This window comes from Streptomyces pratensis (assembly GCF_037137275.1).
Classification (GTDB): Bacteria; Actinomycetota; Actinomycetes; order Streptomycetales; family Streptomycetaceae; genus Streptomyces; species Streptomyces pratensis_B.
The window spans coordinates 12,916-25,848 of the sequence record NZ_JBBBEN010000075.1; the positions used below are offsets into that span (position 1 = coordinate 12,916).

The window sequence follows — 12,933 nt, forward strand, 5'->3', positions numbered from 1 at the left end:
CCCCGCCCCCGTTCTCGTTCCGCGGTCCACGCATGGTCCGCCTTTTCCCGGGCAGGCGGAGTCCAGCGGAGAAAGCCGAGAAACCATCGGCGATCCGCCGTACTGACGAGCTGAATTGACCTACGTGAAAGGAGCCATCATGAGCGACTCCCTGTGGGGCTACCAGCCGTCGAGCGGCCATTCCACGGGCGCCGAACTCACCGGATACGCGGTGGAGGCGACCGACGGCAGCATCGGCAAGGTCGACAAGCACTCGGAAGAGGCCGGGTCGGCCCATCTGCTCGTCGACACCGGGCCCTGGATCTTCGGCAAGGAGGTCCTGATCCCGGCGGGCACGGTCACACGTATCGACCACGCGGACGAGAAGGTCTACGTGGACCTGACCAAGGACCAGGTCAAGGACTCCCCCGAGTTCGACCGCCACCGGCACACCGAGGACCCGGCCTACCACCAGGAACTGTCCTCGTACTACATGGCGTTCCGCTTGAGGTGACCCGCGCACCCCCCGGGACAGCGGCGGGCCCGGCCCCGAGGAGGGGTCGGGCCCGCCGCTCACGCGTGCCGACCCGACCTCCGGGCCCCGGACCGGGCAGAGCGCACGGAGCACGTCGGCCGAGGGGGCCGCGTCGGCCGAGGGGCCCGCACGGGCCCGCAGACCGCACGCCCCGTCGGCGGCCCGGCTGCCAGAAACGCGCGGGGGTCGTCGGCGAAGGCGGTGCCGTACCCCGCCGCGCCCCGGTCGGGCCTCCGCGTCGCCGAGGCCCGGCCCCACCACGAAGACGCCCGCCGGACGCCCACCAGGAAGACGCCCCGCCCCGCCTGACGCCCCGCCGCCCGTGCGCGCCCTCGCCCGCACCTCGCCGTCACCGTTCACCCCGGCAGCCTGACGACCGCCGACCGCCCGCCTGGTCACCGCGGCAACTGCCCCTGCCGGTTGATCTCCGTCACCCGGGCCCGCAGCACCACGCCCGGCGGGGCCGGACGCACGTCGTCGGGCGGGCAGTCCCACTCCGGACCGCCTCCCGGCGGCCGCAACCGCGTGACCGGCCCGACCATGCCCACCACCCGGCCGACCCGCCCGTCCCGCCCGTCGACCACGTACGCCCCCGGCCGGGGCGCGTACGGTTCGGGCGCCTCCCCCGTCACGACCGCCCTCCGGAACCGCTCTGCCGCTCCGTCAGCACCTCGCACAGCCGCAGCGCGGTGTCGACGTTGCACCTGCCGAGCTCCACGAGGGGGGACGGTTCGTCAGCGGCGCACGACACGGGGTCGATGCGCAGCGACGGCAACGTCAGCCCGCACCCCGCGAGCCCCTCTCTCAACCGCGCCACCGCGTCCTCCGCCGCCCGCACTCTGTCCGCCGCCGCCCTGCGCCGTTCCGTCGCTTCCATGCCGCACACCTTCCACTGTGAGTAATGGCCATGCATACCCAGCGTGTCCAACGCGCAGCTGGCCTCGAAGAGGCGCACTTCTCATCACCGCACATGGGACACCAGGAGCTGCCGTGTCAGGATCGAAAGAACTCGGTCCTTCTTCGTCACCAAGGGGCAATCCGGGTGCAGAGTTACGCCATCGGGGCAAGGCGGCCGTTCCCTCGCGGGCCGGACCGGCGAGGCCTCCGTCGCGGGCGCACCCCCGACACGGCGGCCCCGTCGCTCCACCTCAAGCGGACCGTCCCCCTCCATTGGGAGCGCTCTCAACCCGCCCCTCGTCCCGGCGTTAGGCTGTAGACGATCCGGCGGCGACACCGGTCCGACACCGCGCTCACGCAGCCGCGCCCCCAGCACCGTGCCGCCGCACCCCGTCGAGGAGGAGCGACCGCCTTGCCCGAGCAGTCCCCCGGGTCCCGGCCCACCCTGGAAGCCGTCGCCGCACGTGCGGGGGTGTCCCGGGCCACCGCCTCACGGGTCGTCAACGGGGGCGACGGAGTCCGCAAGCCGCTGGTGGACAAGGTGCGCGCGGCGGTCGATGAGCTGGGGTACATCCCGAACCACGCGGCACGGACCCTCGTCACCCGGCGGACGGGCGCGGTGGCCGTCGTCATCGCGGAGCCGGAGATCCGGATCTTCTCCGATCCCTTCTTCTCCCAGCAGATCCGGGGCATCAGCAAGGAACTGACCGCCCATGACACCCAGCTCGTCCTGCTGCTGGTGGAGGGGCCGGGGGACTTCGACCGCATCGCGCGGTATCTGTCCGGCGGTCACGTGGACGGGGCGCTGGCGTTCTCGCTGCACACCGACGACGCGTTGCCGGAGATCACCCGGCGGGCCGGCATCCCGGCGGTGTACGGGGGGCGGCCCAGCCCGACCGCCGATCCGGGCGACCAGGCCGTCCCCTTTGTGGACGCGGACAACCGGGGCGGTGCGCGGCTGGCCGTGCGCCTCCTGAAGGACCTCGGCCGGGAGCGGATCGCGCACATCTGCGGCCCGCCCGACCAGACGTCCGCGATGGACCGGCTGGACGGCTACCGGGACGTGCTGCCGGACGCCGACCCGGCGCTCATCGCCGAGGGGGCGTTCACCGTGGAGAGCGGGGCGCGGGCCATGACGGAGCTGCTGGAGCGGCGGCCCGGCCTGGACGCGGTGTTCGCCGCCAACGACCTGATGGCGTCGGGCGCTCTGCGGGTCCTGCGCGAGCGCGGGATCTCCGTGCCGGAGCAGGTCGCGCTGGTCGGGTTCGACGACATGGACCCGGTGGCCAAGGAGACCGATCCGCCGCTGACCACCATCAACCAGGACATCGAGGGGCAGGGCCGGCTGATGGCGCGGCTGCTGCTGGGCGCCCTGGACCGGGGCCGCGCGGGCAGCGGCACGACGCCCGCGTCGGTGATCACCTCGACCACGCTGGTGCGGCGGGCTTCGGCCTGAGGGGCCGGCCCGCAGCGGTGCGGAGGGCCGGCTGCCCCGCGCGGGACCGGCCGCCCAGGAGACCGGGGGCCGTACCCAGCGGTGCGGCGGGCCCCCGCCCGAAAGCCGGAGACCCGCCGCACCTGTTTCTGTTCCTTGCTCACGGGCCCGGGGCCCTACGGGTCACGCGTACCGCGCGCCCGTCCCCCTACACGTAGGGGATCTTCAGGACCGCGGCTTCCGTGCCGGTCTGCACCTGGGAGGCGCCGTTGCCGAGCGCGTTCCAGATCTCCAGGCGGACCGTGCCGCCCCTGAGGTCGCCGAGGCTTCCCGTGGCGCCCCGCACCCCGGCCGCCTGGGTGTACTCCTCCCACCCGTTGACCGGGTCGGTCGCGAAGTAGCGGAAGGTCTCTGTCCGGTCGAACGTGCCGTCGCCGGTCAGGTCGTAGCTGACCCGGACCTGCGGGGCGAGGCCGACCTTCGTGCCCGAGTCCACGCGGAGGCGGAAGGAGGTGGCGGCTCCGGCGGAGAGCTTGCCGTCGACCTTCTTGATCTCGTAGACGGTCGGGCGGTACGGGGTGCCGTCCCGGTTGACGCCGTCGGCCGAGGCCACGGTGTCCGCGCCCGCCGGGCCGGTGGTGGAGGTGGTGAGGGCCCCGCCGGACGTGAGGCGGAACGTGTTGCCGGTGGAGGTCGGCGGCTCGTCCGGGTCCGGGTCGGGGTTCCCGCCGCCGGAGCCCGTGCCGGTGGCCGTCGAACGGGCCGGTACCGACAGGGTCTTGCCGTCGGAGAAGGTCACCGTACGGGCGGTGGACCCGTGGTTGTGGGCGGTGTAGGTGCGGACGCCGTTCTTGGAGAAGACGGCCGAGGTGGGCAGGTCGCCGCTGACGGTCATGTCGGGGGCGCCGAGCGAGTCGAGCGTGGTGATCCAGTGGTAGGTGTGCGCCTTGGACTCACCCTGCTCCGGGGTGTAGTTCCCGTTCGCCGCGTTCCACTTGGCCTTCGCCGCCGCCGGGTCCGCCAGCGCCTCGAACTCCCAGAGCAGGTCGCGCCACTCCTGGGCCGGACCGCCGTTCTCGCGCTCCATCTCGGCGATGTTGCGCTTGATGGCGGCCTTCTCGCGGGCCAGGTGCAGGGAGCCGCCGGTCACCGGGAGGACGTTGATGCCGTGGATCTCCTCCGGGTTGGCGGTCCACCAGGTGGAGTACGCGCCACCGCTGCCCCAGACCATGCCGACCGTGTCGTGGCCGAAGGAGCCGGGGAAGACCTGCTGGTCGGCGTCGAACCAGTACTGGGTGATCGCCTCCGACTCCGTCGTCAGCAGGAAGCTGCCGAGGTCGCGCAGGGCGGTGTCACCGGTGGCCGCGCCCCACAGGATGAGCCCGGCGCTGAGGTTGATGGACTCGGACGAGGACTCCTGGTTGTTGCCCGCCGCGAAGCCCTGGTGGCCGGAGGCCCAGCTGTGGCCCGCGTACACGTCGAAGCCGCGCAGGAAGGGGTAGGCGGAGTCGGTGCGGCTGGGGTTGGCGGCGTCGCGCACCAGGTGCTTGACCATCGAGCCCCAGGCGGAGTCGGCGGCCCAGCCCTGGTCGTACTGGGCGATGATCGCCGCCGCGTAGACGTAGTAGCTGTAGTGGAAGTGGTGGTCGTTCAGCTCGGCGTCGCTGCCGTACGAGGCCGGGTAGCCGGTGAGGGTCTTCCAGTCCCTGTCGTAGCTGAACTCGCTGGCCCCGCCCGCGGTGAACCACTCCTGGAGCCGGCCCTTCATCAGGCCGAGGAGCTTGTCGCGGGTGGCGATCTGGCCGATCTGGTCGGCCATGGGCACCAGTTGGGCGAGCCGGCCGAGCGCCTTGCCGGTCCAGTAGGTGTCGGACGCCCCCGAGAACGGGTCCGAGGCGTTCGCCACCTCGTTGAGGTAGCCGGTCAGCCGGGCCTTGTCGACCCCGCTGGAGGCGGGAAGCGCGGGCACCACGCCGGCGCTCTTCTGGCTGGTGCTGAAGGAGGCGGACTCGCGCACCTTCATCGTGCCGCGCGGCGAGACGTAGGTGTACGGGGTCAGCGGGTCCGTCGTGTGCAGCCACTGGTGGCGGTAGAGGGCCTGGAGCGTGCCGCGCTCGGCGCCCTCCTTGGCCTCCGTGGTCAGACGGTAGGTCGCCTTCACCGTGCCGCCGGTGGACTGCCAGGAGGCCTGGGAGCCGGTGACGAAGCTGAACGCGTACTTCCGGTAGGTCGCGAGCGCGTCCCTGGAGGGCAGGACGGCGAGCGAGAAGTAGTCCTTGGAGCCGAGCCCGGCGGTGATGGCGGAGCCGGAGACGTTCCAGTCGCTGCCGGTCGGGGCGAACAGGGCGTAGTGGTGGCCGGCGACGGTGACGCCGAGGACGTTGCCGTCGTCCGCGAAGACGGTGGGCGCGGAGGCCGTGGTGACGCGGGCGTCGCCGCCGGAGCCCTTGGCGTACACGAAGGGCATGCCGTGGCCGATGGTGGCCCGGAAGGTCCGGGAGCCGTCCGCCCAGTAGGGCGTCACGGTCCAGTCGGACCAGGCGTCGGCCTTGGTGTCCGGGGAGTTCAGCCCGCTGATCCCGACGGTGAGGTCGGCCTTGTGGGCGTACTCGTACTGCCGGCCGTCCCCGACGATCGTGGGTGAGGTCGGATAGCCGACCTCCAGTCCGCCGGACGTGGCCTGGTAGGTGAGCGGGTGCCCGTACATGGGGGTGGAGTACGGGTTGTCGCCGTAGCGCTGGAAGGCCAGGGAGGACCACCAGTCGTTGGTCGGGACCGGCTTGTCCCGCACGGCCGCGGTCACCTTGGGGGTCACGGGCGCGCCGGTGTTCGTGGTCGGGCCCGAGGTGCCCGCGGGGCGGGTGTCGGAGTAACTGCCGGCGCCGGCGGGGATGGTGGCGGCGGCTGCGGGGGAGGCGGCGGGGCCCAGACCCACCGCGGCCACGGCGATGGCCAGGAGAGTCGCCGCTGCGGGTCTGGAGAGGGAGGCTTGCACGGGCAGCACCTCGATCATGGGGGGGGAGGGAGCACTTGAGAGCGCTCTCACGTGTCAAGGAACGTAAAACTCCTGAAACGGGGGTGTCAAGAGAACGCACACGGAAGCCAGTTCGACGGTAGGCCAAGCCGTTATGCGTTCGAGTCTTGACGGAGAAGAGGGCGTGGGGGACGCTCCAGACGCAGGTTTGAGAGCGCTCTCAAGGCGCTCGGTTCATCCCGAAGCCAAGGGAGGCTTCCCATGCCCATCGCCCGAGCCGCCAAGAGAGCCACCGCCCGCCTCGGCGCGGTCGTCCTCGCCGGAGCGCTCCTCGCAGCCTGTGGAGCCGGCGACGCGTCGGACTCCTCCGACAGCGCCGGCGGAGAGGTCACGCTCACCGTCGACCTCTTCGGCTCCTTCGGCTTCGAGGAGGCCGGGCTGTACGAGGAGTACGAGAAGCTGAACCCCGGCGTGACGATCAAGCAGAGCGACACCCAGGACGAGGCGGACTACTGGAAGTCGCTCCAGACCCGGCTCGCGGGCGGCGGCGGGCTCGCGGACGTGCAGGGCGTCGAGGTGGGCCGCATCGCTTCGGTCACCCAGCAGCAGTCGGACAAGTTCCAGGACCTCAAGGAGTTCGGCGCCGACAAGCTGAAGGACGAGTTCGCCGAGGCCAAGTGGTCGGCCGCGACCACGAAGGACGGCCAGATCCTCGGCCTCGGCACGGACGTCGGCCCCGAGGCGATGTGCTACCGCACCGACCTCTTCGAGCAGGCCGGCCTGCCCACGGACCGCGAGGAGCTCGCGAAGGAGTGGGCCACCTGGGACGGCTACCTGGAGCTGGGCAAGCGGTACATGGAGAAGGCCCCCGCCAAGAGCGCCTGGCTGGACAGCATCGGCAGCCTCTACGGGATCATGATCGGGCAGGAGGAGGAGCGGTACTACAACGCCTCCGGCGAGCTGATCTACGAGAAGAACCCGGCCGTCAAGGAGGCCTGGGACACTTCCGTCGAGGCGGCCGAGGCCGGTCTGAGCGCCAAGCTCGACCAGTGGTCCCCGCAGTGGAACCAGGCGTTCGCCGCCGGTTCCTTCGCGACGATCCCCTGCCCGGCCTGGATGCTCGGCTATGTGAAGGGCCAGGCCGGTGACGCCGGCAAGGGCAAGTGGGACATCGCCGAGCTTCCCGGCGGCGCGGGCAACTGGGGCGGCTCGTACCTCTCGATCCCGCGTGCGGCCAAGCACAAGAAGGAGGCGTACGCCCTGATCGAGTGGCTGACCGCCCCGGAGCAGCAGGCGAAGGTCTTCGAGAAGCAGGGCAACTTCCCCTCCTCGACGGGCGCCATCGAGAAGATCGCGGACGCCGAGGACCCGTACTTCTCGAACGCCCCGATCGGCCGGATCTTCGGCGAAGCGGCCAAGGAGTCCCCGGTCCAGGTGCTGGGGGTGCACGACCAGAACGTGATGCAGCAGCTGACGAACGCGCTGAGCGAGGTCGAGCGCAAGGGCAAGTCGTCGGACAAGGCCTGGGAGACGGCGAAGAAGGGCGTGGAGAACGTGATCGGCTGACGCCGCTCACCGCCCTCCTCCCCTCTCCACCACCCTGCCTCACCGGGGGCCGGTCCGTCCGCACACGGCGGTGGACCGGCCCCGCCCCCGTGACCGACGCACCGGAGAACGGCCGGGCGGGAGCGCGCCGGGCGGGAGCACCCCGGGCGCCTCCCGCCCGGGCACCCCCGCCCGAGCACGTTTTCCTTCGGTGCTCTCCCGTCGGTGCTCTCCCGACCGAGCCCCCGCCCTGTGCTCGCCCGTCCCCGCGCACTCGGTCCCGGGCCGCGCGCTGTCCCGGGCGGAGCGCGCGAACCCCGCTGCGGGCCATGCCCCGCGCACTCCGCCTCGGATCTCGCCCCCGTACCCCCGCCCGCCCCCGATCCCGAAGGGCCGCACCGTGTCCCTCACCGCCACCGCGAAGGCCGGGCCCGGCCCGTCCCGAACCGGGCCCGGACCCGACGACGGCCGGGTCGCCGCCCTCCGGCGCACCTGGCGCAAGGCCTCCCCGTACGCCTACATCGCCCCCTTCTTCACCCTGTTCCTGGCCTTCGGGCTCTTCCCGCTCCTCTATACGGCGTTCGTCTCCCTCTACCGGGTCGAACTCCAGACGAGCGGCGAGATGGAGTGGCGGGGCATCGCCAACTACACGGCGCTGTTCACCGACGAGTACTTCTGGCTCTCGCTGCGCAACACGTTCACCATCGGCGTGCTGTCCACCGTGCCGCAGCTCGCGATGGCCCTGGGCCTGGCGCACCTGCTCAACTACAAGCTGCGCGGCCGGACGTTCATCAGGACCGCGATCCTGCTCCCGTACGCCACCTCCGTCGCCGCCGCCACACTGGTCTTCGCGCAGCTCTTCGGCCGTGACTTCGGGCTCATCAACTACGCCCTGGGCCTGGTCGGCATCGACCCGGTGGACTGGCAGACGGGCACGGTCGCCTCGCAGATCGCGGTGTCGAGCATCGTGGTCTGGCGCTGGACCGGGTACAACGCGCTGATCTACCTCGCGGGCATGCAGTCCATCCCGAGCGAGCTGTACGAGGCCGCCGAGATGGACGGGGCCTCCCGCTGGCGCCAGTTCGTCCACGTGACGCTGCCCGGACTGCGTCCCACGATCATCTTCACGGTGATCATCTCGACGATCGGCGCGACCCAGCTCTTCGGTGAGCCGCTGCTCTTCGAGGGATCGATCTCCGGCGGCATCTCGCATCAGTACCAGACCCTCGGCCTGTACATGTACGAGCAGGGCTGGGGCTTCTTCCACCTGGGCCGGGCCGCCGCCATCGCCTGGGTGATGTTCGTCCTGATCGTGGTGCTCGTCGGGGTCAACGCCCTGATCGTGCGCCGCCGCGCACGCAAGGAGGCCGGCCGATGACCGCGCTCGCCGCACCGCCGACCGCACCCGGGACGGGCCGTCCCCCGCAGGGGCCGCCGCCCGAGAAGCGCCGCCGGGGCCGCGGGGCCGGCCGGACCATGCACGGCGGCTGGCTGTCGTATGTGATCCTCGGCTTCGCCCTGCTGATCTCGGCGTTCCCGTTCTACTGGACGATCGTGGCGGCCAGCCGGTCCAACGCCGACCTGGCGAAGGTGCCGCCGAGCCTGCTGCCGGGCCCGAACCTGATCAAGAACTTCGAGGCGGTCCTCGAAGAGGCGGACATCGGCAAGGCTCTGCTGAACTCGCTGATCGTGTCCGGCTCCATCACCGTGGGCACGGTGCTGTGCTGCACCCTGGCCGGGTTCGCCTTCGCCAAGCTGCGGTTCCGGGGCCGGGGGGCGCTGCTGACGCTGACGATCGGGACGATGATGATCCCGCCGCAGCTCGGGGTGATCCCGCTGTTCATGCTGATCGCGGAGCTCCAGTGGGTCAACCAGCTCCAGGCGGTGATCCTGCCGGGCCTGGTCTCGGCGTTCGGCGTCTTCTTCATGCGCCAGTACCTGGTGCAGTCCCTGCCGGACGAGCTGATCGAGGCGGCCCGGGTGGACGGGGCCTCGACCGCCCGGATCTTCTGGTCGATCGTGATCCCGATCGCGCGGCCGGGCATGGCGGTGCTCGGAATGCTGACCTTCATGACGGCGTGGAACGACTTCTTCTGGCCGATCATCGCGCTGTCCTCGCAGGAACCGACCGTGCAGGTCGCGCTGCGGCAGCTCGGCGGCGGCTACGTCAACGACCAGTCGGTGATCATGGCCGGCACGCTGCTCGGCACGCTGCCCGTGCTGGTGGTCTTCGGCCTGCTGGGCCGGCAGATCGTGGGCGGCATCATGCAGGGCGCGGTGAAGGGGTGAGACGCCGACCCCGGCCGCTCGCACCTCCCTCCGCCTCCCCTCTCCTCCCTCCCCCTCCCTCACTTCCTGGAGTGTCAGTCTCATGACCGCTGTCGATACCCCTCCGGCGACCTCCGCGAACCCCACCCCCCGCCCCCGCCCCGAGAGTGCGGCGGGACTCCGCTTCCCCACCGGCTTCCGCTGGGGAACGGCCACCGCCGCCTACCAGATCGAGGGCGGGGCCACGGAGGACGGCCGCACCCCCTCCATCTGGGACACGTTCAGCCGGACGCCCGGGAAGGTGCGCAACGGCGACACCGGCGACATCGCCGCCGACCACCTGCACCGGATGCCGGACGACGTACGGCTGATGAAGGAACTGGGCGTCACCGACTACCGGTTCTCCGTCTCCTGGCCCCGCGTCCAGCCGACCGGCCGCGGCCCGGCCGTGGAACGCGGCCTGGACTTCTACCGCCGCCTGGTGGACGAGCTGCTGGCCGCGGGGATCAGGCCGGTCGCCACGCTCTACCACTGGGACCTGCCGCAGGAGCTGGAGGACGCGGGCGGCTGGCCGGAGCGGGACACCGCGCACCGGTTCGCGGAGTACGCCGGCCTGGTGGCCGGGGCCCTGGGCGACCGGGTGACGACGTGGACGACGCTGAACGAGCCCTGGTGCGCGGCGTTCCTCGGATACGGGAACGGGGTCCACGCCCCCGGCCGGACCAGCGACCTCGCCGCCCTGCGCGCGGCCCACCACCTCAACCTGGCGCACGGCGGGGCGGTCCGTGTCCTGCGCGACCGCCTCCCGGCCGCCGCCGAAGTCTCCCTGACCCTGAACCTCCACGCCCTGCGCCCGCTGACCAACACCCCGCAGGACCGGGACGCGGTGCGCCGGATCGACGCGGTGGCCAACCGGATCTTCCTGGACCCGGTCTTCCACGGCAGGCTCCCGCAGGACCTGGTCGAGGACACGGCGGCGGTCACGGACTGGTCGTTCGTCCAGGACGGCGACCTGGACGTCACGTCGACCCCGATCGACTCGCTCGGCATCAACTACTACTCCCCGAGCGTGGTCTCGGCCGGCGCCTCCGACTCCCCGTCCCCGTGGGCGGGCGCCGAGAACCATGTGGCGTTCACCCCGGCGGCCGGCCCCCGCACCGCGATGGACTGGCCGGTCGACGCGAACGGCCTCTACGACCTCCTCACCCGCCTGCGCGACGAACTCCCCTCCCTGCCCCTGCTGGTGACGGAGAACGGCGCCGCCTACGACGACTACGCCGACCCGGAGGGCCACGTCCACGACCCGGAGCGCGTGGCGTACCTGGACGCGCACCTGACCGCCGTCCACCGGGCGATCGAGGCCGGGGTGGACGTGCGCGGGTACTTCCTGTGGTCGCTGCTGGACAACTTCGAGTGGGCGTACGGCTACAGCAAGCGCTTCGGCATCGTCCACGTCGACTTCGCCACCCAGCGCCGTACGGCGAAGGACAGCGCGCGGTGGTACGCGGAGGTCATCGCGCGGGGCGGGCTGGGACAGGGCTGAGCACCGGCGGCGCTGCTCGCGGCCCCGGGGGAGCCTCCGGGGCCGCGGCCGCGTGCGGCGGTGGGCGGGCGCGGCCGCCGCGAAGCAGAGGGCCGGTATGTCCCTTCCCGCGAAGTAAGCACGGACAGGTACCTGCGCACACGGGGGCCTTCCCTGGTCCGCCCGACGGTCCGAGCGACGTCGTCGGCGGCCGAATGCGGTGTCCCGTCACGGCGAGACTCTCGGTGTTCTCTCACGTAACGCTCACGGTGCTGCCAGGCCGCCCGCCTAGCGTGCGGCGCATGTTCTTCACCTATCTGCGCCGCGAGCTGCGCCGCCGGAGGAAGTCGGCGCTGGTCGTCGCTTCCGGGCTGGCTCTCGGAATCGCTCTTGTCATCGTGGTCAACGCTGTATCGACCGGCATGGGAAAGGCCCAGGAACACGTCCTGGAATCCCTTTACGGACTCGGTACCGACATGACCGTCACCAAGGCGCCAGAGCCACCGTCGGAGGCCGGTGGCGAGCGGCCGCGGTTCCGCTTCGACGCAGGAGACGACGAGGGCGGTGAGCGGCAGAGCAGTGACCGGGTCATGGTGCAGGGCTTGCAGACTCTGGACGCCGCCACGGTCTCGTCCGTGGCGAAGGCGGACGGTGTGGCGGACGCCGTGGGCGGGCTCAGCCTCAATGTGGTGAAGGTCGACGGTGAGTTCAGCCGCGGCCAGTTCCAGCAGCGGCCGGGCGCCGGGCGGGGCGGTGGCTCGGACGGTGAGGTGACGGGCGGCGGCGCCGACTTCTCCATCGACAGCTTCACCGTGTACGGCACCGACGTCGCGCATCCGGGGATGGGCCCGCTGTCCTCGTCGGAGATCACCGACGGACGCGGCTTCGAGACGTCCGAGACGTCGGCGAAGGCGGCCGTGGTCGACAACGCCTACGCCAAGGAGAAGAAGCTCACCACCGGTGACACGGTCACGGTGAGCGACACGGAGTTCGAGATCATCGGCGTGGCCACCGCGACGAGCGGGGAAGCCGCCGCCAACGTCTACCTGCCGCTCGCCCAGGCGCAGACCCTGGCCGACGCCAAGGACAAGATCACCACCGTCTACGTGCAGGCCAACGACACACAGCAGCTCGGTACGGTGGAATCCGCGGTGCTCAAGGCCGTTCCGGACGCCACCGTGACCACCTCCGAGGATCTGGCGGACACCGTCTCCGGGTCCCTGTCCACCGCGTCCGGCCTCGCCGAGACGGTCGGCCGCTGGCTGTCCGTGGTGGTCCTGACCGCGGCGTTCCTGGTAGCCGGCCTGCTCACCTCGTCCGCCGTCGCCCGACGCGTGAGGGAGTTCGGCACCCTCAAAGCACTGGGCTGGCGCTCGCGCCGGGTCACCGGGCAGGTCGTCGGTGAGGCCGTCGTGACGGGCCTGGTCGGTGGTGCCATGGGCATCGGGCTGGGCCTGGCCGGTGCGTGGGCGGTCACCGCCTTCGGGCCCTCGCTCTCCGCGGAGCTGGGCGCTTCCGGCGGCGGGGCGAGCGGCCCCGGCGGTGCCATGGGCGGGCCCGGTGGCGGCATGGGAGGTGGCCGCGGCGGTGCCGCACGCGAAACCGCCGAACGGACGCTGGATGTGGTGCTCACCGCCCCGGTCAGCGTCTCCGTGATCGTCCTGGCCGTCGGCCTCGCCGTCGCGGGCGGCCTCGTCGCCGGAGCCTTCGGAGGATGGCGTGCCTCCCGGCTCCGTCCCGCCGACGCCCTCTCCCGCGTCGCCTGACCCGCCTTCGTC

At 71.8% G+C, this 12,933-nt stretch carries 10 protein-coding genes; 7 read left to right on the top strand and 3 right to left on the bottom strand.

Features of this window, described 5'->3' with window-relative positions; all coding sequences use genetic code 11:
• Window positions 1-139: 139 nt before the first annotated feature.
• Complete coding sequence (locus V9U70_RS08145; RefSeq protein WP_336673800.1) at window positions 140-493, top strand: PRC-barrel domain-containing protein; 354 nt, start codon at window positions 140-142, stop codon at window positions 491-493.
• 416 nt (window positions 494-909) lie between these two features.
• On the opposite strand, the gene V9U70_RS08150 is transcribed toward V9U70_RS08145, so the two are convergent.
• Together V9U70_RS08150 and V9U70_RS08155 are read right to left on the bottom strand one after the other, a co-directional pair.
• Window positions 910-1,146: a hypothetical protein gene (locus tag V9U70_RS08150; protein ID WP_336673801.1), complete on the bottom strand. Its 237-nt coding sequence runs from the start codon at window positions 1,144-1,146 to the stop codon at window positions 910-912.
• On the bottom strand, window positions 1,143-1,391 hold the full coding sequence (locus tag V9U70_RS08155) for a hypothetical protein (protein ID WP_336673802.1): 249 nt from the start codon (window positions 1,389-1,391) through the stop codon (window positions 1,143-1,145). The genes V9U70_RS08150 and V9U70_RS08155 overlap by 4 nt, the downstream gene beginning before the upstream one ends.
• Window positions 1,392-1,823: 432 nt before the next feature.
• Here V9U70_RS08155 and V9U70_RS08160 point away from each other — a divergent pair, with 432 nt between their 5' ends.
• The gene (locus tag V9U70_RS08160; protein ID WP_336673803.1) at window positions 1,824-2,867 is read left to right on the top strand and encodes a LacI family DNA-binding transcriptional regulator; all 1,044 of its coding nucleotides are present in this window, start codon (window positions 1,824-1,826) and stop codon (window positions 2,865-2,867) included.
• Between the two features lie 187 nt (window positions 2,868-3,054).
• On the opposite strand, the gene V9U70_RS08165 is transcribed toward V9U70_RS08160, so the two are convergent.
• Window positions 3,055-5,859, bottom strand: a complete 2,805-nt coding sequence (locus V9U70_RS08165) for a glycosyl hydrolase (RefSeq protein WP_336673804.1) — start codon at window positions 5,857-5,859, stop codon at window positions 3,055-3,057.
• 222 nt (window positions 5,860-6,081) lie between these two features.
• Here V9U70_RS08165 and V9U70_RS08170 point away from each other — a divergent pair, with 222 nt between their 5' ends.
• The 5 genes from V9U70_RS08170 to V9U70_RS08190 all read left to right on the top strand — a co-directional run bounded on the left by V9U70_RS08170 (window position 6,082) and on the right by V9U70_RS08190 (window position 12,921).
• Window positions 6,082-7,386: an ABC transporter substrate-binding protein gene (locus tag V9U70_RS08170; RefSeq protein WP_336673805.1), complete on the top strand. Its 1,305-nt coding sequence runs from the start codon at window positions 6,082-6,084 to the stop codon at window positions 7,384-7,386.
• 379 nt (window positions 7,387-7,765) lie between these two features.
• Complete coding sequence (locus V9U70_RS08175) at window positions 7,766-8,743, top strand: carbohydrate ABC transporter permease (protein WP_336673806.1); 978 nt, start codon at window positions 7,766-7,768, stop codon at window positions 8,741-8,743.
• Entirely contained in the window at window positions 8,740-9,654 is a 915-nt protein-coding gene (locus V9U70_RS08180) for a carbohydrate ABC transporter permease (protein WP_336673807.1), read from the top strand. The genes V9U70_RS08175 and V9U70_RS08180 overlap by 4 nt, the downstream gene beginning before the upstream one ends.
• Window positions 9,655-9,736: 82 nt before the next feature.
• Entirely contained in the window at window positions 9,737-11,176 is a 1,440-nt protein-coding gene (locus V9U70_RS08185; RefSeq protein WP_336673808.1) for a GH1 family beta-glucosidase, read from the top strand.
• 281 nt (window positions 11,177-11,457) lie between these two features.
• Window positions 11,458-12,921: an ABC transporter permease gene (locus tag V9U70_RS08190; RefSeq protein WP_336673809.1), complete on the top strand. Its 1,464-nt coding sequence runs from the start codon at window positions 11,458-11,460 to the stop codon at window positions 12,919-12,921.
• Window positions 12,922-12,933 lie beyond the last annotated feature (12 nt).

Coding starts and splice junctions, on each gene's coding strand:
- V9U70_RS08165 (WP_336673804.1), bottom strand. CDS start 5,859: ATGATCGAGGTGCTGCCCGTGCAAGCCTCCCTCTCCAGACCCGCAGCG.
- V9U70_RS08155 (WP_336673802.1), bottom strand. CDS start 1,391: ATGGAAGCGACGGAACGGCGCAGGGCGGCGGCGGACAGAGTGCGGGCG.
- V9U70_RS08180 (WP_336673807.1), top strand. CDS start 8,740: ATGACCGCGCTCGCCGCACCGCCGACCGCACCCGGGACGGGCCGTCCC.
- V9U70_RS08170 (WP_336673805.1), top strand. CDS start 6,082: ATGCCCATCGCCCGAGCCGCCAAGAGAGCCACCGCCCGCCTCGGCGCG.
- V9U70_RS08185 (WP_336673808.1), top strand. CDS start 9,737: ATGACCGCTGTCGATACCCCTCCGGCGACCTCCGCGAACCCCACCCCC.
- V9U70_RS08190 (WP_336673809.1), top strand. CDS start 11,458: ATGTTCTTCACCTATCTGCGCCGCGAGCTGCGCCGCCGGAGGAAGTCG.
- V9U70_RS08145 (WP_336673800.1), top strand. CDS start 140: ATGAGCGACTCCCTGTGGGGCTACCAGCCGTCGAGCGGCCATTCCACG.